Origin of the sequence: Paenibacillus sp. BIC5C1 (assembly GCF_032399705.1) — a bacterium.
Lineage (GTDB): Bacteria > Bacillota > Bacilli > Paenibacillales > Paenibacillaceae > Paenibacillus > Paenibacillus taichungensis_A.
The window spans coordinates 1,686,353-1,711,737 of sequence record NZ_CP135922.1; the positions used below are offsets into that span (position 1 = coordinate 1,686,353).

The window sequence follows — 25,385 nt, forward strand, 5'->3', positions numbered from 1 at the left end:
GAGCTTCAGATGACTAATAAGGCTACAACCAAGGAAACGATAACTATAACAGTAGGTTCCACTGATTCACTGCACATTCGCATCCCATACAACCTCGGATATATTCAGTGTATTCGCCAGATTACGGGCAGACGTTGGGAGCCCCAACTGAAAGTGTGGATCATCCCTTACACTATTGATGCAGTACAGGAGTTCATAAGCCAGTTCGATCCAAATGATGTTCATATTACCCCAGAGTTATGGATTGAGAGCGAAGATCTACAGTGCTGGAAAGCGAGTAGAGGAAACAATAACTCATGGAGCAAAGAATCATTGCAAAAGGCACTAAAGTTACGAGGATACAGCCGCAAAACGATTAAAGCGTATTGTAATCAGGTCGAACGTTTTCTGAGTAGCCGTGCCTTTAAAGATACCGATGTGACTACTTCCAATGTTCAGACGTATTGTTTAGGTTTGCTTGAGCGAGGGATCTCCCATTCAAGCGTGAATCAGACGATTAGCGCGCTCCGCTTTTATTGCAAACATGTACTCCATCACCCTACCGAAATCCAGTATATTCGCCCCAAGAAGCAGACCAAGCTGCCGCAAGTTTTGTCTGAAAGAGAAGTTGCCCAATTACTCACATCCGTAACTAATCTCAAGCATAAAACGATTCTGTTTCTCACGTATTCGTCTGGTCTTCGTGTAGGTGAAGTCGTTCGTCTTCGATGCAGCGATTTGGATATTGAGCGTCAGACCCTTATTGTAAGGCAGGGAAAAGGACAGAAGGATAGAAGAACGCTACTCTCCAATATTGCTTGGGAAATTGTACAGGAATACATAAAGGAGTATAGACCCCAACGTTGGTTGTTTCCGGGACAATCTTCGGATCGGCATCTGACAGAGCGTAGCGTGCAAAAGGTTTTTGAAGAAGCCAGACAACGCGCAGGTATTGACAAAAAGGTTAGTATTCATGTCTTACGACACTCTTTCGCTACACATTTGCTGGAAAACGGAACAGACCTGCGCTATATCCAGGAGCTGCTTGGTCACACGAGTGCACAAACAACCCAGCGATATACGCATGTGAGTACGAAGAATATTCAGCTTTTTCAGAGCCCATTGGATCGTTTGGATTTGGGAGATTAAGTGCTTCAATATATCTACCTTTTTCATCAAATTCTTCTTCGCAAATACTACACCATAGGTTATCATATACGTAGTTCTCATATCATGCAGGATGTGTGGTATTTACGAAGTACATAAATTAGATGTTAGGCGAAATTACCGTATTATTTAAAAGACGAAAATACAATACAAAGGGGAATAAACAGCATGTCAAATGAATTAGAAAAGTTTGATGAACTTATTGATGGAATACCTGATGAACTCAAAACAAAAGCTGTTGGTTTTTTGGGAGAATTAGTTGGACAACCATTAAGGGAAGTAGGCAATATTGTATTTGATAATATCCGTTATTTAAGAGTGAAAAATCAAGTGAATTTATTAATAAAAGCAAGAGAATATTTTACTTCCAATGGAATACAACCTAAAAAGATACCCATGCAGATTTTAGTACCGTTATTAGAACAAGGATCTCTTGAAGAAGATGAAACACTTTCAAAGAAGTGGACAGCCTTGTTAATTAATGCTAGTAAGGATGAGGGATATACAGTAAGACCAAGCTATCTAGATATACTTAAACAATTAACCCCACTTGAGGCAAAAATATTAGATTATTTATATGATGCTTATATAGATTTTGATTTTCCTTTGAGACACGTTAAGAAGCGAACCTATAGAGAATTTAATATTACTGAGAAAGATTTATTAATTTGTGTAGATAATTTTCTGAGATTAAAACTTTGGAATTCAGAATTGCCAGACAAATTATATGAGATCATTTCAAAGATGGGAGAGGAACAGGAGAAACTAGGATTGATTTTATACGAGAAAACAACATACTCTTTCACTGTATTAGGGAAAGATTTTATTAAATCATGTAGAACAAAGTGATTAGTATTAAAGCTGGTTCATTGATGACAGTAAGATCGCCTAACACCACATTCACGCTTCGGGCATGCGCCCTCGGTCCAGACCGAGGTGGAAGAGATGTGGGTGAATCCAGCCGGACACATCCATTCCCCTAAGATAAGAGCTATCTAAGGGGAATGGACGTCGTGAATACAAGAACGTTATACGACAGAATCTCATAGAAAAAGCATTTTACAAAAGGGAGATCAAAAATGAATTCTGGAAATTTTTCATGGACAGAAGTCTACTCGTCTTGGAAATATTTTGTTGAGAATTATAGCTATAAATCTATTAAAGATCCGCTCTTCAAACAAGTTCAAATACAATCACAATCGAATCCTAATCTTAACATTGGAACTGGAATAATAGATTGGTGGCCGACTAATGAAATTGAATATAGAACAAAAAAGTTAAATGACAGAGGTATCCTAGGTGCTGATTGGGATACGGTAGTAAGTTTTAACCGAACAGCTGAAATGTTATGGGAAAACAAAGAAAATAATGAAAAACAAGCTCTGATTTGGATTGCTGCTGGATTGAATGAAATATTAACTCATCTCCCAGAAGAATGGAGAGGAAACTCGTATAGATTTATCTACGAAACTAAATTGAATATTATGAAAGAATTTAAAGATAGAAATATGTGGTCATGGCACGCCTCGACCAAGAATTTCTTGCCTGTCAAAGTTAATAAATTCATGCAATTATATTCTGCCCCGTTGGAGATATATAACTTAATAAATATCATAGCTATCGATAGTGCTCTTTCGAGAAATGCTTGGACATTAGTGCATGTTTCTCGAGAAGATGACTCCGTATAACATAATATTCTCGCTGAGGGCGTACTCCCTTGGTTGAACATTTAGTAGGACACTCAGCATGGGCTGAGTCGTAAATACAGGAACGTTATATGACAGCGCGATGATAGAAATTAAGGAGGGAACTTGTTATGAATAAAGAATACAAAGAGCTAGTAGAAGCTAAGTATGGTAAGTCCCTAAAAGAAATAATGTATGAATTGTGTGTGGATAGAAGATTAGATAAATGGGATGGAGCAAAAATATTAGACGTGCCTGAAAAAACATTTGTTGCTTGGAGAACCCAATTTCGTTTTGGTCCTGATCAATTAAGATATGATCATGCTGTAAAGAAGAGGATTGAAAGCATTAGTGAATATAAAGAGCAATTGGAAAACATAAATCTACGAAGAAAATTTACACATAATAAAGATAAATCCTTAAAAGGATTTCGAGAACTAGTTGAAAGGAAAATGGAACTGGAGAAGCTAAGAAGAACTTTATTAGAAGAAGAGGATTCGTTTAGTGATATGTCTGTTCTAATAAGAATTGGAATGCTTGAAGGTGTGCTAAACTATCTAGATGAGTATGAAAAGCACGAGAAGAATATAGAAGCTCATTTTCTTAAAGAAGTAGAGATGATGGAGTTATTCTTAAACAGAGAAGTCTAAAACAATTAACTCAAGGAACCGACATACAACAGTACATTCACACTTCGGATAAGTCGCGTTCCGGCAGATGGATTTCTAGGAAGTTGGTGTAGCTGTACACCCCCGCATTGCGAATACAGGAACGTTATACGACAGAATCAAAAAGAATAGAAAAGAGGATCATATGATCCTCTAAATGCTAGAGTTTTTCAATTCACCAAAAAGTTGTAGAGCGTCTTTGAAACCTTGTATGTAGATACTTCTTTCTAAGATGGATTGAAGAGAAATTTGAGCGTCTTCGTAAAGGAAAACTGTATTTTGAAGTTGATCAGGCAAAGCATCGCGAAGTGTTTTAAAGTATTGATCTGTCTCAGTAGAAAGTTGATTATATTCCGTATGGCATTTCACAAGTTCAGTATAGAGTAATTCTAGACGTATTCTTATCAGCGGTTCTGTTAGCAATTCTAATGTATTAATCATATAATATTCCTCCCTTAATTAACTCTATAGAGTTATTATATAACCTTATAAAGTTAATTACAAGGTGAATATTTGACTTTGTAGAGTTAAAATTTCGCTTTTCGTTGATGATTACTAATGAGGGAGATAAGATAGAACTATGGAGGGGAAAAGATGAACGTAATCAAGTGCAATATACGAGAACTCATGGCAGAACATCGAATAGATGATATAACAGAATTGATGGCAAAATCGGGCTTAAGTCGGAATTCGATCAATAAGCTCTATAGGGAAACTAATATAGAAACAACAAAGCTGGAAACCTTATTCAAGCTATGCGATACATTTAATTGTAAATTATCTGAATTGATTGAATACGTACCTGAAGAAGAAAAATAGTGAAGTTATATTCGAGAAGTGATTCCGTCGTATAACATAATATTAACGCTGCGGCTCCTTTGGAGCCTTGGTCTGCTGGATGAATTTTGTGGAAGCGTTTCAGCAGACACATCCGACTACGTCGAACATCGTGAATACAGAAACGTTATGTGCAATTGCATAAAAATATATTTTAAGGAGCAGAAAAATGAACAATAATTCAGTATATCCAACTCAAAGACAAATTCATAGGCCTTTGCTACTTGAGCTTCATGCGAGAGGAGGAATGGAAAAACCTAAAAATTTATACGATACCTTAGCTACTTATTTTAATTTGACAGAAGAAATGAAAAGGTTAAAGCAAAATGATGGTAGAAACAAATGGAAAAATGATGTTCAATATGCCAGGCTCCAATTAGTTCAAAAAGGACTAATTAAAAAACCATCAAAAGAAGAAAAAGGGACATGGCAGCTAACCGAGTTAGCTTATACTAAAATACTTGACCTCAATAATGAGAGCGTTATAGAAAATGAATTGACCGTAGATAAAATGACACAGAAAGCATTAGAGGAGATACTCAAAATACAAAAGGCTATTGGTGATTTTGGAGAAGAAATTGTTAAAAATTATGAAATAGAAAAATTGAATACATTAGGAATGAGTGATTTGTGTGAAAAAGTGAAGATTATTTCCGGATCAGATTGTAGAGCTGGTTTTGACATAATGTCTTTTGATGAACAAGGGAATGAAAAATATATTGAAGTAAAAAGTAGTACTACAGATGAGTCGGATTTTTATATATCTTTAAACGAGATTAATAAATCAAAAGAATTAAAAAATGGTTATTGTTTATATCTTGTAAGAGGAATTGATTTATCTAAAAAAACATACAAAAAAATAATTGAACTAAATGATGTTAGTAATCTTTTGGATTCAAATCTTATTGAATTATTGCCTATTAAATGGAGAGGTTCTCTAAGTCACTTACATAAAAGTAAGTAGAAGCAACAGCACATAACATAATATTCACGCTGCGGGCATGCGGCCTTGTTCTGGCATACGCCAGACACCCGACATGCGTCGGGTCGTGAATACAGGAACGTTAAGTGAAATTCCAGTGAGAGCTATAGGCTTGTGAAGTGGTATAATATAACCATTAAAATAGAGGAGGGACAATGATGAAATGGCAAGAAGTTCAACAGATTTTTCCAAATCAATTCGTGAAATTTGAAGTTCTTCATTCTGAAGAAACAGACAATCAAGAGATCATTGATGATGTGGCCGTGATTGGCCCGATCAGTGATGAAGAAGCGACTCGCGAACTATTGAACAGTAGGGACAAGACTCTGGTTTACCATACTTCCAAAGATCGAATCGTTGTGAAGGTACGGAAAAATATAGGATTAAGGAGAAATCTTTAAATGAATATTGAATATAGAGATGGGCTGTTATTCACGGAAATAACAGTCCATTTCAATGAGCAGAAGAAAGTAATATCAAACATCGTGATCGATACAGGAGCCAGTCATAGCTTGATTTCACAAGATGAAGTGGATGAGATTGGGATACTAGTGAGTATGGAAGATGAAATTATAACTAGCTACGGAATCGGAGGTAAAGAGCATGCCTTCAGTAAGCGAATCGACGGTATACAGGTAGGGGATTTCATTTTAAAGGATGTATACATAGACTTTACTTCATTTAAATATCACAACATTAACGGACTTTTGGGACTGGATGTACTGATGGAAGGGAAATTTAATATTGATCTAAAGAAATTTAAATTACTTCGTTCATAAGAGATAAAAGACGCAAGAGGATTGAGTGGTGATTCGAGGAAGACTGAAACATCACTTAACATAATATTAAAGCTGCGGCTCCTTTGGAGCCTTGGTCTGCACGATGGATTTCGAGGAGGGATTTCAACAGACAACCCCTTTGGGGTTCATGAATACAGGAACGTTATCTGAAATAATGCCCCAAAACAATTGAAGGAGCCACATTCGTAACGTCCTGTTGCTTATTGATATATATTAATGGCGATGATTATTTAACAAAGGTCAGGTGAGCAGATTCTCTATTTACCAGGGAGGAGCCGATTGAGGAATATGGGAAGTTCGAATCAATGGGATGCAGAATGGGAAGTATCAGAAGAATTAGCGCATAAATTAATAAGCACTCAGTTCCCACAATTAGCTTCAAAAAGCGTACGAAAACTAGGACATGGTTGGGATAACACGGTTTATCTTGTCGGGATCGAATATGTATTTCGATTTCCAAGAAGAGAAGTTGCGATTAATTCTTTAAGGATGGAAGGAAAGATGTTGCCTAAGCTTAAAGAATATTGTTCCATTGCCTATTCGATCCCGTTATTTTTTGGGGTAGGGGATTATGGTTATCCAGCACCCTTCTTAGGCTACTCCTATTTATCCGGAGAATTTCCAATCGGATTAACTGACAAGCAACGTGCACTTTCAGCAAATACGCTTGCGGTATTTCTAAAAAGCTTACATGCATTCCCAGTGCAAATTGCCCAAGAAAATGGAGTTAAACTTGATCATAGAAATCTGACTGATCTTGCGATGCGCAAAGAAAAGATGCATAAATTCCTTTCGGATATTGCACTACATTTAAGTGATGAAGAGTATCGTGCTTTATCGAATTATATCGAACAGCTTAGAACTAAAAAAGTGAAGCAAAAGTATACATTCCTTCATGGCGACCTTCATTTCAAAAATATGTTGGTAAATGAGAGTGGAATAATTTCAGGAATTATCGACTGGGGAGATATCAACATAGGTCATCCTGCTTGTGACCTGAATGTTGTGTATAGCTTTTTACCACCGGATGCGCGTTCAAACTTTTTCAAAGTATATGGGGAAGTTGATGAAGAAACGAAGATCTTAGCTCGATTGATTGCCATATATATCCCCATTTTAATCATGCTACAGGCAATTGATCATAATGACATGAGTTTAATTGATGAAGCAAAGGCGAACATAAAACGTGCTCTCGCTGATTAAGATTTGTCATTCCGTAAAAAGAAAACGATTGTTGATTCGATTAATAAATATCTCTGAAAATATAACGAGGGTCGACGTCTTGTCTGTAATTCGAAGAAGTGGGGCATTCCATTAGATAACTTCGCATTCACGCATCGGGCCTAACGGCCCTTGGTCCCGGAAGTAGGGACGGGCGAGGAAGCGATTGCCGGGTCACATCTGAGAGCCTAAGTGCAACTGCACTTAGGCTCTCGACATTGTGAATGCAAGAACATTATAAGAAATCGGGATAATTGCTTAAATTCAGGTGCTATAATAAAACAAAATAATAGATATGAGATAGGTGACGAAGCATTAAATTACTATTTATTTGTAGTCGAAACAAATGGCGCAGCTTAACAGCAGAGAAGATTATTAATGGATACAATGGATATCAAGTGCGATCTGCTGGAACAGAAGAGGGAGCTAGAATTAGAGTCACTGAAGGACACATTGGATGGGCAGAAATGATTTTTGTAATGGAGAAAAAACATGTAAGAAGACTTAAAGATAAATTCTCAAATAAACTAATAAACAAACGTTTGGTATGCTTAAATATACCGGATGATTATGAATATATGGATGAAGAATTAATAGAGATATTGAAATCTAGAGTATCGGAATACGTTGAAGTACCAGAATAATAGTTAAGAACAAAAGCAACTGAGTACGAAAAAAGAGCATTTTGTAAGTAGCTGAAGGGGGACCCCGACATCTTATAAACTAATATTCAGGCAGCGGCTCCGATGGAGCTTTGGTCTTCGAGAAGGGATTCGGAGAGGCATCTCAGCAGACAACCCGTTTGGGGTTCATGAATACAGGAACGTTATCCGAAAGACTCGCAAATACTATTAATTAAGATAGAGGTGTATGTATGTTTTTTTTACAGATGTCAGGATTCCCTGGTTCAGGAAAGTCGACATTAGCAAGACAGATTAGCCAAACAACTGGGGCTGTCATTGTTGATCATGACATTTCTAAAACAGCAATCTTAAAATCGCTATCATCACAAGGATACACGATGGAAGGTAAAGCAATAGGACAACTGTCCTATGATAGATTGGTCGTTGGTGGATTATTATTTATCGAATGGACATAGCGTGATCATGGATAGTCCTTGTTTGTACAGCAATTTATTAGAAACTGGGCTTGAATTAGCGAGAAAACACAAAAAGAAATATAAGTATGTGGAATGTTATGTCGAAGACATTGAATTAATTCGAAATCGATTAAAAATCAAGAAAGACTTTTGAGTCAAATCGAAGCATCATCATCAGAAGAAGGCTTTTATAGAGCTTTAATAAACAGTAAAAAACCAGAAGAAGAGAATTATATAGTGGTAGATTCATCGAAACCAATCGCAGAATACTTGTCAAAAGTCCAAGAATACATAAACGAATGAAAACAAAAGTAAAGACGATGAAAGCAGAATCAAGAAGGCAAGTCCATTGGATAACATAGTATCTACGTCGCCCTCGGAAATGTCTGGGCTGGAAAACTGCCCACGGAATCTTTCACAGAGAAACAATTGGTGGCGTATGCAGGATCTGTAAGTATCAAAAACCCGACATAAATTGCGGGTTTTTGATACTTTATTGTTGGGAGATGAAAGGCGCTACCCAGTAAATTCCTGGACCCATGTGTTGTTATAATAAGCAATACCGATATGAGTATAACTATTATTCAGTATATTGGCTTTGTGGCCAGGGCTATTCATCCACTCCTTCATAACCTGGGTAGGGGTGGTTTGCCCTTTTGCGATGTTTTCTCCAGCGGTATTATATGTGATCCCGAATTCCTTCATCATATCGAAGGGGGATCCATGTGTTGGCGAATTATGATCAAAGTAACTGTTGTTGTACATGTCCTGTGCCTTGACCATAGCCACATTTGACAATTCTTCATTCCTACTCAAGGAACTTAATCCTGTTTTGGCCCTTTCTTGATTGACTAGATCCAGAACCTGCTGCTCAAAATCGGTTTTATCCGTAGTATTTTTTTTACCTTCCTGTACTTGTCCTGTTGGCTCCTTATTTTCAGGATTTCCTGCAGGTGCCTGGTTTACTGGACTTCCATCCGGTGTTCGAACCAGATCCAACAAATCCAATGGAATTCCATTTTGGGCTTCTTTTGTTGTAATAGATCTCTCTTGCCAAGATGTAGCTGTTGATGATGCCTGTGTGAGGACAGAGTTTGGTGCAGCAGCATGATCATGAATTGAAATTTGTTTTTGCTCAGGAGTCACTTGTTTTTGCATCATATTGTTATGGGACGAACAGCCTGCCACCAATAATAATATTATCAAAACGAAAAACTTTGCCATTTGCCGACCTCCTAGATCCGTTAGTTAATGAAGTTCCCGGATTTATGTTTTCCTGTATGCCATTTACTTATTCCTAATATGGTTCTCTCCTTATCCAGTACTTTTTTATGATCGATACCATTTAGATAGCCTTGTCTTTTTTTTGTGTCTCGAGGAAAGCATGTTGCGAATGGTTATGGATAAAGAAGGCCATATCGGGTCATAAATGCATCACGGGATGAATGTTATCCTTTTCAATGGGATTCCTGATGATTGGAGTATTTCGATGGATAATTGGGAGAATCTATTCAAACTAATAGACAATTTTATGGAATATAAACCATATGCTGCATCATATAAAACAAACTGAAAGCAAATATTTGATAATTCGATGAAGTCAGAAACTGCGTTTAACACAGTATTCAAGCTGTAGGGCTATCGTCCCTCGATTGAAAGATGTATAATCATGGAAGAAATCTCAGTCAACAAACGCCCCAGCCTAAGATAAGAGCTATCTAAGGCCGGGGCGTTTCGTGAATACAAGAAAGTTATGAGAAATCATCGTAAATAAATTACAAGATAGGAACTGTATAATGCTACGCATTATATACAGTTATGGCTAAGTGCTTGAAATATTCGTTTTAACTAATCTTATGAGGTGGTTATTATGCAAATAAGAAAAGCAACGATTAATGATGCAGAAGGCATTGCAAAAGTTCATGTGGATAGTTGGAGAACAACTTACAAAGGTATTATTCCAGATGAATTCTTATATAATCTATCATATAAAAAAAGAACTGAATTATGGATCGAAAATATTGAAAGAGAAGATAATTTTGTAGTTATAGCAGAAAACCCAGAAGGAGAAATTATTGGATTTGCAGATTCTTGGAAGAGAGAAACAAATATAGTAGCCAATTCTAGTGATTTAACATCTATATACATACTTAAGGAATATCACGGAAGAGGTTTAGGGAAAGAATTACTTAAACAACTATTTCTACATTTTAAATTCTTAGGCTATCAAAAGATATTTGTTGAAGTTCTAGAAGATAATAAGACACGATATTTCTATGAACATTATGGAGCTAAATTATGTAAATCAATTCAAATAATAATCGGAGGAAAAGTTCTAAATGAATTAATTTATGAATGGGATAACATTGATGAGGTTTGAGCCTCTCAGATTCGTGAATACAGCAACGTTATCTAAAATCAGGACAAATATGTAATATCAAAATCTAGGAGTGGGATTCGACTTGGAGAACTCAAATTTAAAAGATCTTATTGAAAAATACCTGAGCGCATATAACACGTTTAACATTGATGGAATGGTAGGAGTTTTGAATGAAAATATTCATTTTCGAAACATTTCTAAAGGTGAAGTGAATTTGGAAACAAAGGGGATTCAGGAATTTCGCACATTAGCAGAGCAGTCAATTCAGGTATTTTCTCAAAGGCGTCAAGTAATAAAGAACATTATTTTCGCAGGAGATAAAGCAGAGGTTGACATTGATTATGAGGGAATATTGTCCAGTGATCTCCCTAATGGAATGAAGGCAGGAGAAACATTAAAACTTCAAGGGAAATCAATATTTCAAATGAAAGATAAGAAGTTAATACTGATTGAAGATCATAGTTGAAACAGTATTGAAAGTTATTCATAGATTACCCTGAAATCAGATAACAATATATTCACGCATCGAGCATACGCCATCGGTTCGGCAGAAGCATTACAGGGAAGCAGAGGCTTGCCGGACACACTTGGCATTTGCCAAGCGTCATGAATACAACAACGTTAGTCGAAAGAAGTTTTTAGTTTAGGAGGAGTCTATATGATATTAGAAAAAGTTATAAATAGAATTGCAATACAAAGTGAATATAAGGATTTTGTTGATAAGTATGTGAATCATATCCTTAACGAATTTAAAGATAAGATTCATAGCATTTATATGTGTGGCTCAGTTCCAAAAGGAACGGCTACACCTTTTAAGTCAGATGCAGACTTTACTATTGTATGTGCAAATCCCAAAGATATTGATTACGAAAGATTGTCAAATATTAAAGACAGGCTTTTGGAAGAATATCAAGTCCTAACTAAGATCGATACGATTATTTGCTCGATTGACGATGTATTAAGTAAACCACATGAGTGGGGTTTTTGGGTTAAGATCATTTGTGTTTGCATACATGGGGATGACATTGGTGAAAAAGTACCCCCGATCATGATTTCTCCAGAATTCATTTTAGACTTAAATACAGAGACCAAGGAGGAAGTGGATCGTGTACATCGTTCACTTTCTAATGCTAGTGATAACACAATGAAAACTAGATATATTAAAGGTTACTCTAAGAGATTAATTCGTGCATTATACTCTTTGGTTCTAGAAGATACAGGGGTATGGCAAGATGACATTATTAAGATGAAGAATGCCATATTAAACTATTGTGAGATTGACTCCGCTTTAGTTGATTATCTGTATGCTTGTTACTTGGATAGTGATGTACTTGTTGAAGAGTTTCTGGGAATTGCAGATGAAGTATATAGCTATTTTGAGAACGCCTTAAATGCAATGGCTGCTTCCAAAACTTCCTTCGACTAACATTGCTCGGGGTCACTCTGAGAAGCGAGTGAGCCCATCCAGCCCGCTAAACCCGTCGGGACGTTACTGCATTAGGTGTTCGGCAAGCCTCACAACTATAAGCAGCGACTCTAAGGGGCCAGGACGTCGTCAATACAAAACGTTTATCTGACATAAACCTATTACATTTTAGGAGCAAATAATGAATATCACTTTCTCGAAATGGGTGCAATATTATCGGAGAAATAATCAAAACCTCAAATATATTCATTGGGATGACAACTATAAATTAACAACTAATGAAAGAGAAATAATCATTAAGTCAATTCAACAGTTTCAATTAGGAGAAAACTCTGAAGGTAAATATCTAATTAAACGTGCGCAAGAATATGTACATCAGACACAAGATCAGGATTACTATGAAGCACTTATAGAATTCATTAAAGAAGAACAGAGGCACGCTAGAGATCTGGGCAGATTTATGAAGGTACAGGGAATCCCGCTCCTTCGTAGACATTGGGTGGACAATGTATTTAGAAGATTACGTCGATATGCGAGTCTAGAACAATCAGTCATTGTTCTATTAACTGCTGAGATCATTGCTAAGTTGTACTATAAAGCCTTGCAAAAATCTACAAAATCAAAAATATTAATCGATTTATGTAATCAGATTTTAAATGATGAGGAGAAACATGTTCAGTTTCAATCCGAAACACTTTATAAATTTGCTCAAAATAGAAACGTTCTCTTTAACAGAATAGTTTATATCCTTCGTAGAATCCTTTTTGAAGGAACGCTAATTATAGTGTGGTATCAACATAAGCCTGTATTTAAAGCTGGGGGATATAAATTCAAAAGTTATTACTATGAGTGTCGTCATGAGTTTAACTTAACAAAGAAGATTATAGCTAATGCACAGTAGAGGTTTACGTCAGATAACATTATATCCAAGATTTCAAAAAGAGAGGTAAATGTAAAAATGAAAAGAGAACTTTTGGATAAGGCCATACAACTTCGCGAAGAGGGACGAGCTAAGCAGGATCAAGCGATACTTGCTGAAGTGCGTGCAATGCTTTTAGATTTGCTTATCACTTACCCGGACGATGCGGAGATCCATTTTCAGGCGGCTGTTGCTCATGACAATTCAGGACTAGGGAAAGAAGCCATTCCATTTTATGTTCGAGCTATTGAACAAGGACTATCCGGGCCGGATCTTGAAAGAGCATTGCTTGGTCTGGGAAGCACATATCGATATTTAGGATTTTATCAGGAAGCAGAGGAAACATTGCGTCGAGGTGTAAAAGAGTTCCCTGATCATAGAGGCCTTCAAGTGTTTCTGGCGATCTCTCTTTATAATACGGGAAAATACAAAGAATCGACTGAACTTCTTTTAGCTAATTTGCTAGAAACAACTTCAGATGAAAAACTTCAGTATTTTAGCAGACCGATCCAATACTATGCACAACATCTTGATGAAACCTGGGGATGAGTGTTAAGAAGGGAGTTGTAGTCATGGCAAAGATTACTGGGAATTTTAAACGCGGCAATGAGAAAGATAACAAATCTGAGTAGTAAAATGCAGCTGATGCGTGAAGGTCTGACATCAATTAATACCATAGCGCGTTGAGGGCGCCCTTTGGGGGATTAAGGTTGTTGGATTTGGGATATATCTAATCTAATGATATTTAAAATTTGATGATAGACAGGAGCTGGAAACGATGATAAAAGGCTTCGGAGGGATTTTTTGGAGAACTAAGAATCTTGAAGTGATAAAAAAATGGTACAGTGATGTGCTGAAGATTGAAATAGAAGATTGGAATGGAACTGTGATCAAACCCGAACCAGGTAATGAAACTATCTTTTCTTTCTTTCCGGAGAATGATAGTTATTTTCCGACAGAACAACAAGTGATGTTAAATTTCCAAGTGCATGATCTAGACGAGACTATTCAACATCTTGAACATATTGGGGTACCTCTTGTTAAGAAACAAGAGATTAGTGAATTTGGGAAGTTTGTCTGGATTGAAGATCCTGAGGGTCGACTGATCGAGCTTTGGGAAAAATAACGCGTTGTAATTCAGTTGTGTTATCGACTCAATATTCGAGAAAATGAGTGAGAAGCTTGCACAGGTCACAGGAGTGATCGTGCAGGCTTTTTTTGTTTAAATGAGGGTTATCTACAAAAAAAAGTTGAAAGCGTTTTATAAGTGTGATACTATTTTATCAAGATAATAATTTATTATTTGTAAAATAAAAATACATTGCTGAATGAGAGAAGGGTGTTCAAATTGATGGGGAGTGAGAATTGGCAGTATCTTGAGAGATTTTTTCCGATCGCTTCATTTATTGCGGCAATTATAGGACCTAAATGTGAAGTCGTCGTACATGATATCAGTGATCCGGAGCACTCTATTGTTTTTATTGAGAACGGTTATATTAGCGGACGTGAAGTAGGCGATGCATCCACTGACCTTGTCTTAAAAATTCTCAAATCGGAAGCGTATCATGAGGAACAGTATATAGCCAACTACAAAGCGTCAGGCAAATTCGGTCAGAGTTTCCGATCGTCTACCTACTATATAAAGAATGATAAGAATAAGCTGGTTGGTCTGCTTTGCCTGAATATAGACGTTACTCATATGGAAGTAGCGGCTGAATGGGTTCAACATATTTTACAAGGAGGACCTAACCCGTATGTAATGCCTGCTGCTGCTGCTGAAAAGACCAAGGAAGAAAAGCAAACAACGGAGTACCTGCAGGGAAATGCAGATGATCTGCTGCAGCATATGATAACTTCGGTTATTGGCAAATTAAAAATTCCGCCGGAACGTTTGTCATCGCAGGAGAAGATTGAAGTTGTCCGCGAATTAAACGAGCTTGGAGTTTTCTTACTGAAAGGCGGGGTTTCACAGGTAGCAGCTTCTTTATCAATATCTGAACCTACGGTATATCGCTATTTACAAAAGCTGAAATAAACAGAAATCCAGATGGAAAACAAGAAGGTGAGATACATGAGCTATAACTTTGATCAAGTGATTAGCAGAGTAGGCACCAATAGCGCGAAGTGGGACGGGGTAGTGAACAGCTTGGGGGACGATATGATCGTTCTCTCTGTTGCGGATATGGATATCCAAGCGCCTCCTCAAGTCGTGAATAAGGTGAGCGAGATGGCACGGCATGGAATCTACGGATATACCGATGCGTTCCCTCCGTATTATGAGGTCGTCCAGAAGTGGCTTAATAAAGCCTACAGATGGGATGTACCGCAAGAATGGATCGTGTTCTGTCCGCGGATTGTACAGGCCGTATCGATTATAATCGAGAGACTCACAGAACCTGGTGACCGAATTTTGATGCATACTCCGGCATATCAACCTATCGCTAATGCTGTTGAAATCAACGATAGAAAACTCGTAGAGAGTCGGCTGGTACTTAGTAATGGACGATATGAAATCGATTTTGATGATATGGAGCGCCAAATGAGTGCAGGGGTCAAGATTGTTCTCTTAATCTCTCCACATAATCCGACCGGGCGTGTATGGACAAAAGCGGAATTGGAACGCATAGCCGAGCTCTGCATCCGTTATGATGCACTGCTCGTATCGGATGACATTCATGCCGATTTTATTCACGAAGGACATGAACATACGATTATCGCGAAATTATCAGAGCAGATTGCGGAGCGTTCCATTATTTGCACTTCGCCAGGTAAAACCTTTAACTTAGCAAGTCTTGAAATCGCTAATATTGTGATCCCAAATATGCAGTTAAGAGAGCGATTCCAACTGGGGTTACGACAAGCTGGTATTCATAATCCTACTTTTTTTGCCATCCCTGCTTTGGAAGTGGCTTATACGGAGTGTGATGATTGGCTTAACGAGCTTCGATCTTATATTACGGACAATATTTCATTTACGGAAGATTTTTTTGCTGAACATATGCCTGAACTTAAAATCGTGAGGGCAGAAGGAACCTACCTTCTGTGGGTAGATTGTACGGCCCTTAGCAGGAATGAAAGCGATTTAATGGCATGGATTCAACAAAAGAGCCGGGTTAGCGTCAGTTTTGGTTCGTCCTTTGGCGTGGATGGCGAAGGATTTATTCGCCTGAATCTCGGTGCTCCCAGGGCACTATTGCAAGAGGCTTTTGAGCGAATGGCCAGCAATTACCCTTTAAAGTAACAGATAACTTCTTACATCATCGATAGGGGGAACCTTACAATGGCTACGCCAAATAAGGAAAAGACGGTTAAACAACCTACTCTGTTTTTAGCTTTATTACCGATTGTTACTATGGTTTTACTGTTATGTTTAGGATATGTTCTATTCGAATTGCCGCCTGAGCCGTTAATCATTATATCTACAGTAGTTGCGGGAATCATCGCTATTAAGCTGGGTCACAACTATGACGACATTATGAATTCCATCGCACAAAAGATCGCAAAGACCATGCCGGCTATCTTGATCCTGATTACTGTCGGTTTTATGATTGGCGCCTGGATGATCGGCGGTACGATACCGATGATGATCTATTACGGACTTGATATTATTAATCCGCAATTTTTGCTGATTACGGCATTCATTGTCACTTCCATTGTCTCCTTATGTACAGGAACCTCCTGGGGATCAGCAGGTACGATCGGCGTAGCATTTATGGGGGTAGGAGCGGGCCTTGATGCGAATCTGGCTGCTGTTGCAGGTGCAGTCGTAGCTGGTGCCTATTTTGGAGACAAACTGTCCCCTTTATCAGATACAACAAACTTGGCAGCGCTATCAACAGGAGTTAACTTGTATGAACATATAGGTCATTTGCTGTATACGACGGTCCCATCATTTATCGTGGCTGGAGCGGTCTTCTTGATCACTGGTTTTAATAGCGGTGGCTCGGATATGGCTATTCCTGAGAAGGTTGTTACGATTATGGATACTTTAAGTACAGTGTTCAACTGGAATTTACTATTACTGCTTCCGGTACTGATCGTATTGTATGGGTCGATTCGCAAGAAGCCTACAATCCCGGTTATGTTAATCTCCTCTGTTGTAGCGATGGCGAACGGTATGATCTTTCAAGGGTTTACACTGCATGATGTAATTACTTCCGTCATTAACGGCTTCGATGTAGCTATGGTTCACATTCAAGGCTTCGATGCAGCTGCTGTGATTCCGGATATTCCTCGCCTTCTGAATCGCGGTGGGATGAACTCCATGATGGGTACATTGTTGATCTGTTTCTGTGCTATTACGTTCGCCGGTACCATTTCGTTGACCAAATCTCTGGAACTGATTGTAGGTAAGATCCTTAAATTTGTGCATTCGACAGGATCGCTGATTTTGGCAACAATTGCTACCGGTCTGACTATGATTGGTGTAACAAGTAATGGGCAGGTATCGATCCTGATGCCTGGTGAAATGCTGCGAGAGGCTTACATTCGCCGCGGACTGCATCCGAAGAACCTGGGTCGAACCATTGAGGACTCTGCTACCATTATTGAACCGATCTTGCCGTGGACAGCAGCAGGGGCTTATATGGCTGGTACTCTTGGCGTCGCAACTCTGGCATATTTGCCTTGGGCAGTCCTTTGCTGGACAGGTATTATCTTTGCGATCATATGGGGTTTCACAGGCTTTGGAATCACCAAGCTGACTCCGGAGCAGCAGCAGGAAATGCTCAAAGAATATGATGATGCAAAAGCAGCTAAATCATTATAAGAGGGGGGATCACACCCCTCGCTTGTGAAAACAGAAAAAAAGCATATTAATGCGTGGATAAAGGGAGAGAATTTCTATGACAAAACAAGAGAGAAAAACAATTGCAACTTCAAACGCTCCAGGTGCTATCGGTCCTTACTCACAGGCTGTACAATTTGGGAATATGATGATTACTTCCGGGCAGCTTGGAATGAATGCAGCAGGAGAGTTTCCGGATTCTATATCGGAGCAAGCCAAGCAATCGCTAACTAATGTGAAGGCAATTTTGGAAGCGGCAGATTATGCCATGGAGCATGTAGTGAAAACGACGGTATTTCTAAAAGACATGAACGATTTCCAAACGGTTAATGAAGTCTATGCTACTTTCTTTGCGGAGCCTTATCCGGCACGTAGTGCCGTTGAGGTTGCGAAGCTGCCGAAGGGCGGACTTGTGGAGATTGAAGTGATCGCGGTAAAATAACTAGGATTCGATGAGCCTCCGGGAAACCGGGGGCTTTTTTATCGGACAGATTGTCAAACCAAGGGCGACAGTTCCTCTGAGCGGTTCTCCAGCCCGAACATCGTGGTCTATGACCATTTAACAGGAGAGACTGAAGCCTTCCGACGCTCCTCATAAGCGCTCTGGGCTTGTTTAATTGACGCCAAAATATTACAATATTATGATATGATCATTGCTAAACATAAATTTTGGCTCCAAATGAAGAGAGCAAGGGGAGGTGCTGTAATGCCAAAATTAAAAGATATCGCAGAACGTGTAGGCGTATCCATATCAACGGTTTCGCGTGCGATCAGCAATGATACCAATCGACCGGTCAATGAAGGGACAAAGCGAAAAATTAGAGAAGCTGCTCTTGAGTTGGGATACAATTTGGATGAATCCACCAAATCCATTGGCAAAGAGATTACCTCAGCCAAACGGATAGCTTGTATCGTGCCACAGATTTTGATGGATGATCATCCGTACTTTGCACAGGTACTGACTGGTTTTCACGTTAAAATGACGGAACTGGGGCTGCCTCCAGCAATTGTCCGCACTTGCGAAGAACTTGGTGACACCGAACGGATAAAGATGATGCTTCAGGAAACGGGTACTCAAGGTATAGTCGCAATCAGCTGGTACGATGAAAAATTGTTTGAGATGCTTGAGCAAGAGAATATCACTGTACTGGGTGTAAGTCTCAATGACGAAAGGCTTAATGTACCGGTCGTTGACTGTGACCGAATATTTTCTGCCCGCACAGCAGTCCGTCATTTGATCGAGCAGGGCCATACCCGGATTGGGTTTATCGGTGGCCCCGCATATTCGGAACAAATAGAGAGCGAAGAAAGGTATGTCGGTTATAAATTTGCCATGCTGGAAGCAAACCTGAATCTGAATGAACATTGGATTATCAACACCAACTGGAATGTGAATCTCAGCTACAGCAGACTGACGGATCTCCTGACCAAGACGCCCAAGTCTGATTGGCCGACGGCAATTTTTTGTGCAAGTGATATGCTCGCTATTCCTGCCATGCGGGCAGTGGTTGAACAAAATGGCCGTATTCCTCAAGATATCGCATTCGTGGGCATGGATAATATTTCTATGGCGCAGTATACGACACCACCTCTGACATCCGTGCAAGTTCCCAAATATGAGATCGGCAAAGTGGCGGCACAATTAATTAACGATTATCTGGAAGGACGTTATTCATCTCTGCATAAAGTGTTGTTGCCTAGCACCCTTATTGTACGGGAATCATCTGTTTATGATCGTACAAATGACTAGTTAGTTGTGTGATATTATATTACATATAAAACCCGATAACTTTAATATAAATCCTGCGAGGATGCATCCGCGTGGGTTTTTCTTGTTTTTAGCCAAATGAAATCCAAATTAAGCCAAAAAAATGTTTGACAACCGTCTGTGGGCTATATTATGATGTATGAAATTAAGCGTTTGGATTTATTTTCTATATTTTGGATTTAGCCAGCAGCTAAGATCATATCTTAAACCAAATTAATGATTGCGCTTTCATCCCCTTTAAATCAATGTTTATATAAAATAAACAAGAATCCTCTAAAACTCTTATAACCTATTATCCAAACTAATACCTACCAATTTACATATAATATATTCCAAACTGTTACCAAAATTAAACCAAATAAATATCCAAATATATATCCAAAAAACCTCCTTGCATTAGATAGTGAAGTCATCTGTTAACGGTCTTCACTCACTTTGTGTAACAACTTCTAACATATAAGTACTTTAAATCAAATCTTAGAAATCATGAAAGAAAGGTGGGAACTGCTTCTAGCAGCGTTAGGACGCTGGTGATTTAACACAAAGACACTTTGCCAGGCAGAATTGTAGTGACAACTCCAGGGGGGATGTTCATGGCCAATACAACTGTACAACCTGCAATGAATGCAGTACATGAAAAGAAGAGAAGAAGACGTCAAAAGTGGAACCCCATTTTACGAAATTGGCAGCTTTATTTGTTAATCTCGCCAGTTGTTGCTTATTACATTGTCTTTCAGTACTTGCCGATGTATGGCATTCAAATCGCATTTAAGGATTTCATTGCAACGAAGGGAATCTGGGGAAGTCCCTGGATCGGTGTTGAACATTTTGAACGTTTTTTTCACAGTTATTACTTCTGGAGATTAATTAAAAATACGCTTGGTCTTGGGTTGTACAGCTTGGCGGTAGGTTTTCCAGTACCTATCATTTTGGCGCTTCTGATGAATGAGGTAAGGGCGGAAAAGTTTAAAAAATTTGTTCAGACCATAACCTATGCGCCGCACTTTCTATCAACTGTCGTGGTCGTAGGCATGATGATGATGTTTTTATCGCCGCGATACGGAATCATTAATCACTTCATTGGTATGTTTGGTGGCAATCCCATTAATTTCTTGTCTGAACCATCCTGGTTCAAGACCTTGTTTGTGATGTCGGATGTATGGCAGACCATGGGCTGGAGCTCAATTATTTATTTGGCGGCATTAGCCGGCGTGGACTCTCAACTTCATGAAGCAGCGCGTGTGGATGGGGCAACCCGCTTGCAGCGGATATGGCATATTAATATACCGAGTATTATGCCGACAATTATCATTTTGTTCATTTTAAATATCGGAAGCATCATGGGTATTGGTTTCGAGAAGGTCCTGCTGATGCAGAACACACTGAATTTGGAAACCTCGGACATTATCTCTACCTACGTCTACCGGAGCGGGATACAAGATGCTGAATACAGCTTCTCGGCGGCAATTGGTCTGTTTAACTCCATCATCAATTTCATCTTATTAGTTACTGTTAACCAGATCTCAAAACGTATGAGTGAAACGAGCCTATGGTAAGGGAGTTGCTGATGCATGCTTGTTGAATCTAGAGGAGATCGTATTTTTAATATAGTTAACCATTTTTTGTTAATTATAATTACGCTTATCGTAATCTACCCGCTTGTTTTTGTGTTAAGTGCTTCGTTCAGTGATCCGCAGGCCGTCCTGCGTGGTGAAATGTTCCTATGGCCCAAGGGAATCAATCTCCATTCTTACGAGAAGATTTTTCAGAACAAAGATATCCTCAGAGGTTATACCAATACACTGATCTATACATCAGTGGGGACGCTGATTAATCTCGTTATGACGATTCTGGCGGCATATCCGCTATCTCGAAAGGATTTTATAGGCCGCAATGCCATCATGGCCCTGTTTGTTTTCACGATGTTCTTCAGTGGCGGACTAATTCCAACCTATATGCTAATCAAAAACCTTGGCATGTTAAACACATTTTGGGTCATGATCATTCCGAATGCCGTTTCGATCTGGAACATCATCATTATGCGGACATTCTTCCAGCAATCGATTCCAAATGAGTTGCATGAGGCGGCCACGATTGATGGCTGCTCCAATATCCAAACGTTAACCCGGATTATCCTGCCATTATCCATGCCCATTATCGCGGTGACGATTCTGTTCTATGCTGTTGGGCACTGGAACGCCTTCTTTAACGCAATGTTGTATCTGTCAGACAAGGACAAGTTTCCACTTCAACTCATTTTGCGGGAAATTCTGATTCAAGGGCAGACGAACGATATGGTCAAAATGTCAACCGAGTCTGCGATTAAACAGCAAAGGGAAGTGGAAGGGATCAAATATGCTGTACTCGTCGTTGCCAACATACCGGTGCTCCTGCTTTATCCTTTCCTGCAAAGATATTTTGTTAAAGGCGTAATGATTGGTGCCATTAAGGGATGATTCCTTGTATGGATAACGATGGGACAAAGGGAGGAATAAGAATGACGCTCAAAAAGTGGGGAAGTATCGCTCTGGTTTGTATGATGTCTGTTTCGATGCTGGCCGGGTGCAATTCCAAGGATGCTGATTCGGGAAGTAGCAAGGATAAAGGCGCTGCCAATGGCAAAGTCAATGCGAGCGGATTTCCGATCGTCAATGACACCATTACAGTGAGCGGATTTGCCGGAAAGTTTTTTGCCAATGCGGACTGGAATAATCTTAGACTCTGGAAAGAGTATGAGAAGATGTCCAATGTTCATATCCAGTGGGATACGGTGCAGAAGGATAATTTGAAGGAAAAACGCAATCTCCTGCTGGCAGGTGGCGCTTACCCGGAGATGTTCTACGCATCGGCGTTTTCCAGATCGGATCTGCTTAAATACGGCAAGCAGGGCGCATTCATTCCTCTAAATGATCTGATCGACCAATATGCGCCTAACTTTAAGGCTCTAATGAAGAAGTATCCGGTTATTGGCAAAGGGATTACGATGCCAGATGGCAATATATATGGGCTGCCAACCTTGTATGATCCGGAATTTAAGTCGGTTCTGTACGGAACACCTTGGGTGAAGAAAGAGTGGCTTGATAAATTAGGTTTGCAGGAACCGCAGACATTAGATGACTTCTATACTATGTTGAAAGCTTTTAAAGAAAAGGGCCCGAACGGCAACGGGCAAAAGGACGAGATTGCTTGGGGCGGGGTGGGAACGAATGGTGTGGTGAACTACCTGCGAGGTTCATTTGGGTTGAATAATCATGGCACCTCCAACATTAACATTGATACAGACCCTCAGACGGATAAAGTACGCTTTATTCCAACCGATCCCCAATACAGGGAGCTGCTGCAGTTCGTGAATAAGCTCTACAAGGACGGATTGCTCGAGCAGGATATTGTATCTGTTAAGAGTACCGAAGTGGATGCTAAGGGTATGGAAGGCCTGATCGGAGTCGTGGATAATGTCGATCCGGTTGCGATATACAATCAGCAAGGTTATGTTGGCATGCCCGTACTGAAGGGTCCTCATGGCGATCAGACATACAACGCCTATGGTTCTCCACTCGGTAATATCGGGATGTTTGTACTGACAGATAAAGCCCAAAATCCAGAGGCCATGATTCGCTGGATGGATTATTTCTACAGCGATGAGGGCATCAAGACATTCTTCATGGGCTGGAAAGATGAGACGTATAAAGAAGACGCAGACGGTAACGTAGACTATGTCGACAATATCAAAAACAACCCGGATGGCCTTAATCTGGACCAGGCAGTAGGTCAATACCTGATCTGGCCGGGTGGATACTACCCTGGTTTTGTGAAGCAGAAATACTTCAAGGGTGCTGAAGGTCTGCCAACTTCGGTTGAAAATGCCAAAAAAGCAGAGTCTCACATCTTACCACAAGATCAAATTTGGCCTCCATTTAATTTCACGCAGGAAGAGCAGCGGGATCTGACCACTTTCCAGACGGATATTGAAACGTATGTAGATGAAATGCGTGACAAATTCATTACTGGAAATGAATCCTTTGACAATTGGGATCAGTATGTGGCAGCTCTCCAAAAGATGGGTGTAGAACGATATGTAGCCATCTATCAATCAGCAGCAGACCGTTATACCCAAGCCGATTAGAAGGTCATCTGTAGATTTCAGATCATAAAGGAGTGAACAAATATGAGTCAAATGAAAGCAGTCCTGATTGGAGCAGGTGCGAGGGGAGCGGGTGGTTATGCACCCTATGCACTTGATTATCCGCATGAGCTTACCTTCATTGCGGTTGCCGAAGCTGATCCAGTGAGAAGAGCAAGATTTGCTGAGAAGCACGGGATTCCGCCGGAACACTGTTATGCGTCGTGGGAGCCCCTGTTGGCTGAACCTAAGCTGGCTGATATTGCGGTTATTTGTACGCAGGACAGAATGCATTATGGCCCAACCATGCAGGCTTTAGATAAGAAGTATCATGTCATGCTGGAGAAGCCGATGTCACCTGATCCAAAGGAATGTCTTGAGATGGAACAAGCGGCCAGAGATAATGACCGGCTGCTGACGATCTGCCATGTGCTGCGGTACACACCGTTCTGGAATACAATCAAGAAGGTGATACAAGAAGGGCGTATCGGAGAAATTGTCTCCATTCAGCTGAATGAGAACGTGGGTTACTGGCATATTGCCCACAGCTTTGTGCGGGGAAATTGGAACAATTCCAACACATCCAGCCCGATGATCCTGTCCAAGTCTTGCCATGATATGGACGTATTATCCTGGCTCATGGATCAGCCTTGTCTCAAGGTCAGTTCGTTCGGATCTCTTAAACATTTTCATGAAGGCAATGCACCGGAAGGTTCCGCTGATCGATGCTTGGATTGTGCTGTAGAACCAACCTGCGCGTACTCTGCACCAAGATTTTATTTGAGTGAACAGTTCAGGGGTTGGGCAGGACATTTTACACAGGAGCTGACGAAGCCGAATATCATACAGGGCTTGCGTGATACCGATTACGGTCGGTGTGTATACCGGAGTGACAATAATGTGGTAGATCATCAGGTCGTGAATATGGAATTTGAAGGTGGAGCTACGGCCATGTTCAGTATGTGCGGGTTTACATTTGAGCAGGAACGTAGAATCCAGATCATGGGGACGAAAGGAGAACTTCGTGGTGAGGAAGATCAAATTACCGTGTACGACTTTTTGACGAACCAAAAAACAGAAATCACAATCCCTTCTCAAACCAGCGGCCATGGTGGGGGAGACAGCGGCATTGTGAGGAATTTTATGAATGAGGTGCGTCACTATAACGGCCAGGAAAGCCTGACATCGGCTGCAGCTTCCGTCCGGAGTCACCTGATCGCATTCGCAGCTGAAAAGTCGCGGCTGAACGGGGGCGAGTCTATCGATTTGAATGAATATGCCCGTCAGCTTATGGTGAAGGAAGAGCTATCTAAATAATCAGCAGTGTATCGATAAGCTGCCCCTCAAGGTATGAATATATTTTGAGGGACGGCTTTTTCGTATTATCAGGTTAGCCAGTAATTACTGGTTGGCCTTTTTTTGTGGTCGTTTTACGATGGGGGGAGCCGGGAGAACGTGGCGGCTTTAGGGGCTAGGACCTCGTAACAAAAACAGTTCTCCCACGACCTCCAAAAGACCATGTTTGGGCTGGTAGGGGCAGTTGACCCC

At 39.9% G+C, this 25,385-nt stretch carries 27 protein-coding genes and 1 pseudogene; 26 read left to right on the forward strand and 2 right to left on the reverse strand.

The features are described 5' to 3' along the window. Positions 1 to 9 precede the first annotated feature (9 nt). The 4 genes from xerA (at position 10) to RS891_RS07625 (ending at position 3,481) form a co-directional block, all read left to right on the forward strand. Complete coding sequence (gene xerA / locus RS891_RS07610; RefSeq protein ID WP_315794946.1) at positions 10 to 1,128, forward strand: site-specific tyrosine recombinase/integron integrase; 1,119 nt, start codon at positions 10 to 12, stop codon at positions 1,126 to 1,128. Positions 1,129 to 1,314: 186 nt separating this feature from the next. Continuing rightward, positions 1,315 to 1,995, forward strand: a complete 681-nt coding sequence (locus RS891_RS07615; protein ID WP_315794947.1) for an Abi-alpha family protein — start codon at positions 1,315 to 1,317, stop codon at positions 1,993 to 1,995. 230 nt (positions 1,996 to 2,225) lie between these two features. Beyond that, a complete protein-coding gene (locus RS891_RS07620; protein WP_315794948.1) occupies positions 2,226 to 2,834 on the forward strand; it encodes a hypothetical protein in 609 nt (202 codons plus the stop codon). A gap of 128 nt (positions 2,835 to 2,962) precedes the next feature. Next, positions 2,963 to 3,481 carry a hypothetical protein gene (locus RS891_RS07625; protein ID WP_315794949.1) on the forward strand — a complete coding sequence of 173 codons (519 nt, stop codon included), beginning with the start codon at positions 2,963 to 2,965 and terminating at the stop codon, positions 3,479 to 3,481. A gap of 171 nt (positions 3,482 to 3,652) precedes the next feature. Here the strand turns inward: RS891_RS07625 and RS891_RS07630 are convergent, their stop codons facing one another. Continuing rightward, positions 3,653 to 3,940, reverse strand: coding sequence for a DUF6809 family protein (locus tag RS891_RS07630; RefSeq protein ID WP_315794950.1), 288 nt, complete (start codon positions 3,938 to 3,940; stop codon positions 3,653 to 3,655). Positions 3,941 to 4,093: 153 nt separating this feature from the next. Between RS891_RS07630 and RS891_RS07635 the strand changes: the two genes are divergently transcribed. The 7 genes and pseudogenes from RS891_RS07635 to RS891_RS07665 all read left to right on the forward strand — a co-directional run bounded on the left by RS891_RS07635 (position 4,094) and on the right by RS891_RS07665 (position 8,741). Further along, complete coding sequence (locus tag RS891_RS07635; protein WP_056699258.1) at positions 4,094 to 4,318, forward strand: helix-turn-helix domain-containing protein; 225 nt, start codon at positions 4,094 to 4,096, stop codon at positions 4,316 to 4,318. Between the two features lie 187 nt (positions 4,319 to 4,505). Then, positions 4,506 to 5,300 carry a protein NO VEIN domain-containing protein gene (locus RS891_RS07640; RefSeq protein WP_315794951.1) on the forward strand — a complete coding sequence of 265 codons (795 nt, stop codon included), beginning with the start codon at positions 4,506 to 4,508 and terminating at the stop codon, positions 5,298 to 5,300. Between the two features lie 176 nt (positions 5,301 to 5,476). Further along, positions 5,477 to 5,719 carry a hypothetical protein gene (locus RS891_RS07645; RefSeq protein WP_056700840.1) on the forward strand — a complete coding sequence of 81 codons (243 nt, stop codon included), beginning with the start codon at positions 5,477 to 5,479 and terminating at the stop codon, positions 5,717 to 5,719. Then, positions 5,720 to 6,097: a retropepsin-like aspartic protease gene (locus RS891_RS07650; protein WP_056700842.1), complete on the forward strand. Its 378-nt coding sequence runs from the start codon at positions 5,720 to 5,722 to the stop codon at positions 6,095 to 6,097. It abuts the gene before it with no gap. A 309-nt stretch (positions 6,098 to 6,406) separates the two neighbouring features. Beyond that, positions 6,407 to 7,321 (forward strand): phosphotransferase, encoded by a 915-nt coding sequence (locus RS891_RS07655; protein WP_315796227.1) that lies wholly within the window; start codon positions 6,407 to 6,409, stop codon positions 7,319 to 7,321. 332 nt (positions 7,322 to 7,653) lie between these two features. Then, the gene (locus RS891_RS07660; protein WP_315796229.1) at positions 7,654 to 7,983 is read left to right on the forward strand and encodes a low molecular weight protein tyrosine phosphatase family protein; all 330 of its coding nucleotides are present in this window, start codon (positions 7,654 to 7,656) and stop codon (positions 7,981 to 7,983) included. 230 nt (positions 7,984 to 8,213) lie between these two features. After that, positions 8,214 to 8,741 (forward strand): annotated as a pseudogene (locus RS891_RS07665) (AAA family ATPase). Between the two features lie 213 nt (positions 8,742 to 8,954). Here the strand turns inward: RS891_RS07665 and RS891_RS07670 are convergent. Further along, positions 8,955 to 9,662 (reverse strand): CAP domain-containing protein, encoded by a 708-nt coding sequence (locus RS891_RS07670; RefSeq protein ID WP_315794952.1) that lies wholly within the window; start codon positions 9,660 to 9,662, stop codon positions 8,955 to 8,957. A 646-nt stretch (positions 9,663 to 10,308) separates the two neighbouring features. Between RS891_RS07670 and RS891_RS07675 the strand changes: the two genes are divergently transcribed. The 15 genes from RS891_RS07675 to RS891_RS07745 all read left to right on the forward strand — a co-directional run bounded on the left by RS891_RS07675 (position 10,309) and on the right by RS891_RS07745 (position 25,154). Beyond that, complete coding sequence (locus tag RS891_RS07675; RefSeq protein ID WP_315794953.1) at positions 10,309 to 10,818, forward strand: GNAT family N-acetyltransferase; 510 nt, start codon at positions 10,309 to 10,311, stop codon at positions 10,816 to 10,818. A gap of 82 nt (positions 10,819 to 10,900) precedes the next feature. Beyond that, positions 10,901 to 11,284, forward strand: coding sequence for a nuclear transport factor 2 family protein (locus RS891_RS07680; RefSeq protein WP_315794954.1), 384 nt, complete (start codon positions 10,901 to 10,903; stop codon positions 11,282 to 11,284). A gap of 192 nt (positions 11,285 to 11,476) precedes the next feature. Beyond that, a complete protein-coding gene (locus RS891_RS07685; protein ID WP_315794955.1) occupies positions 11,477 to 12,244 on the forward strand; it encodes a nucleotidyltransferase domain-containing protein in 768 nt (255 codons plus the stop codon). Between the two features lie 181 nt (positions 12,245 to 12,425). Beyond that, complete coding sequence (locus RS891_RS07690; RefSeq protein WP_315794956.1) at positions 12,426 to 13,145, forward strand: ferritin-like domain-containing protein; 720 nt, start codon at positions 12,426 to 12,428, stop codon at positions 13,143 to 13,145. A gap of 57 nt (positions 13,146 to 13,202) precedes the next feature. Then, a complete protein-coding gene (locus RS891_RS07695) occupies positions 13,203 to 13,712 on the forward strand; it encodes a tetratricopeptide repeat protein (protein WP_113051426.1) in 510 nt (169 codons plus the stop codon). A 229-nt stretch (positions 13,713 to 13,941) separates the two neighbouring features. Further along, on the forward strand, positions 13,942 to 14,289 hold the full coding sequence (locus RS891_RS07700; protein WP_064639821.1) for a VOC family protein: 348 nt from the start codon (positions 13,942 to 13,944) through the stop codon (positions 14,287 to 14,289). A gap of 225 nt (positions 14,290 to 14,514) precedes the next feature. Next, complete coding sequence (locus RS891_RS07705; RefSeq protein WP_315794957.1) at positions 14,515 to 15,198, forward strand: helix-turn-helix transcriptional regulator; 684 nt, start codon at positions 14,515 to 14,517, stop codon at positions 15,196 to 15,198. A 36-nt stretch (positions 15,199 to 15,234) separates the two neighbouring features. Then, the gene (locus tag RS891_RS07710) at positions 15,235 to 16,404 is read left to right on the forward strand and encodes a MalY/PatB family protein (RefSeq protein ID WP_315794958.1); all 1,170 of its coding nucleotides are present in this window, start codon (positions 15,235 to 15,237) and stop codon (positions 16,402 to 16,404) included. A gap of 39 nt (positions 16,405 to 16,443) precedes the next feature. Further along, entirely contained in the window at positions 16,444 to 17,931 is a 1,488-nt protein-coding gene (gene nhaC / locus RS891_RS07715; protein ID WP_315794959.1) for a Na+/H+ antiporter NhaC, read from the forward strand. Positions 17,932 to 18,007: 76 nt separating this feature from the next. After that, positions 18,008 to 18,391 (forward strand): RidA family protein, encoded by a 384-nt coding sequence (locus RS891_RS07720; RefSeq protein ID WP_315794961.1) that lies wholly within the window; start codon positions 18,008 to 18,010, stop codon positions 18,389 to 18,391. A gap of 264 nt (positions 18,392 to 18,655) precedes the next feature. Further along, a complete protein-coding gene (locus tag RS891_RS07725) occupies positions 18,656 to 19,699 on the forward strand; it encodes a LacI family DNA-binding transcriptional regulator (RefSeq protein WP_315794962.1) in 1,044 nt (347 codons plus the stop codon). A gap of 611 nt (positions 19,700 to 20,310) precedes the next feature. Then, complete coding sequence (locus RS891_RS07730) at positions 20,311 to 21,273, forward strand: ABC transporter permease (RefSeq protein WP_113051433.1); 963 nt, start codon at positions 20,311 to 20,313, stop codon at positions 21,271 to 21,273. A gap of 15 nt (positions 21,274 to 21,288) precedes the next feature. Continuing rightward, complete coding sequence (locus RS891_RS07735; protein ID WP_113051434.1) at positions 21,289 to 22,173, forward strand: carbohydrate ABC transporter permease; 885 nt, start codon at positions 21,289 to 21,291, stop codon at positions 22,171 to 22,173. 41 nt (positions 22,174 to 22,214) lie between these two features. After that, on the forward strand, positions 22,215 to 23,840 hold the full coding sequence (locus RS891_RS07740) for a type 2 periplasmic-binding domain-containing protein (protein ID WP_315794963.1): 1,626 nt from the start codon (positions 22,215 to 22,217) through the stop codon (positions 23,838 to 23,840). A gap of 42 nt (positions 23,841 to 23,882) precedes the next feature. Beyond that, positions 23,883 to 25,154 (forward strand): Gfo/Idh/MocA family protein, encoded by a 1,272-nt coding sequence (locus RS891_RS07745; RefSeq protein ID WP_315794964.1) that lies wholly within the window; start codon positions 23,883 to 23,885, stop codon positions 25,152 to 25,154. Positions 25,155 to 25,385: the final 231 nt, after the last annotated feature.

Coding starts and splice junctions, on each gene's coding strand:
- RS891_RS07615 (WP_315794947.1), top strand. CDS start 1,315: ATGTCAAATGAATTAGAAAAGTTTGATGAACTTATTGATGGAATACCT.
- nhaC (WP_315794959.1), top strand. CDS start 16,444: ATGGCTACGCCAAATAAGGAAAAGACGGTTAAACAACCTACTCTGTTT.
- RS891_RS07685 (WP_315794955.1), top strand. CDS start 11,477: ATGATATTAGAAAAAGTTATAAATAGAATTGCAATACAAAGTGAATAT.
- RS891_RS07630 (WP_315794950.1), bottom strand. CDS start 3,940: ATGATTAATACATTAGAATTGCTAACAGAACCGCTGATAAGAATACGT.
- RS891_RS07695 (WP_113051426.1), top strand. CDS start 13,203: ATGAAAAGAGAACTTTTGGATAAGGCCATACAACTTCGCGAAGAGGGA.
- RS891_RS07625 (WP_315794949.1), top strand. CDS start 2,963: ATGAATAAAGAATACAAAGAGCTAGTAGAAGCTAAGTATGGTAAGTCC.
- RS891_RS07670 (WP_315794952.1), bottom strand. CDS start 9,662: ATGGCAAAGTTTTTCGTTTTGATAATATTATTATTGGTGGCAGGCTGT.
- RS891_RS07700 (WP_064639821.1), top strand. CDS start 13,942: ATGATAAAAGGCTTCGGAGGGATTTTTTGGAGAACTAAGAATCTTGAA.
- RS891_RS07620 (WP_315794948.1), top strand. CDS start 2,226: ATGAATTCTGGAAATTTTTCATGGACAGAAGTCTACTCGTCTTGGAAA.
- RS891_RS07690 (WP_315794956.1), top strand. CDS start 12,426: ATGAATATCACTTTCTCGAAATGGGTGCAATATTATCGGAGAAATAAT.
- RS891_RS07730 (WP_113051433.1), top strand. CDS start 20,311: ATGGCCAATACAACTGTACAACCTGCAATGAATGCAGTACATGAAAAG.
- RS891_RS07740 (WP_315794963.1), top strand. CDS start 22,215: ATGACGCTCAAAAAGTGGGGAAGTATCGCTCTGGTTTGTATGATGTCT.
- RS891_RS07710 (WP_315794958.1), top strand. CDS start 15,235: ATGAGCTATAACTTTGATCAAGTGATTAGCAGAGTAGGCACCAATAGC.
- RS891_RS07650 (WP_056700842.1), top strand. CDS start 5,720: ATGAATATTGAATATAGAGATGGGCTGTTATTCACGGAAATAACAGTC.
- RS891_RS07745 (WP_315794964.1), top strand. CDS start 23,883: ATGAGTCAAATGAAAGCAGTCCTGATTGGAGCAGGTGCGAGGGGAGCG.
- RS891_RS07675 (WP_315794953.1), top strand. CDS start 10,309: ATGCAAATAAGAAAAGCAACGATTAATGATGCAGAAGGCATTGCAAAA.
- RS891_RS07735 (WP_113051434.1), top strand. CDS start 21,289: ATGCTTGTTGAATCTAGAGGAGATCGTATTTTTAATATAGTTAACCAT.
- xerA (WP_315794946.1), top strand. CDS start 10: ATGACTAATAAGGCTACAACCAAGGAAACGATAACTATAACAGTAGGT.
- RS891_RS07640 (WP_315794951.1), top strand. CDS start 4,506: ATGAACAATAATTCAGTATATCCAACTCAAAGACAAATTCATAGGCCT.
- RS891_RS07655 (WP_315796227.1), top strand. CDS start 6,407: ATGGGAAGTTCGAATCAATGGGATGCAGAATGGGAAGTATCAGAAGAA.
- RS891_RS07645 (WP_056700840.1), top strand. CDS start 5,477: ATGAAATGGCAAGAAGTTCAACAGATTTTTCCAAATCAATTCGTGAAA.
- RS891_RS07635 (WP_056699258.1), top strand. CDS start 4,094: ATGAACGTAATCAAGTGCAATATACGAGAACTCATGGCAGAACATCGA.
- RS891_RS07705 (WP_315794957.1), top strand. CDS start 14,515: ATGGGGAGTGAGAATTGGCAGTATCTTGAGAGATTTTTTCCGATCGCT.
- RS891_RS07720 (WP_315794961.1), top strand. CDS start 18,008: ATGACAAAACAAGAGAGAAAAACAATTGCAACTTCAAACGCTCCAGGT.
- RS891_RS07725 (WP_315794962.1), top strand. CDS start 18,656: ATGCCAAAATTAAAAGATATCGCAGAACGTGTAGGCGTATCCATATCA.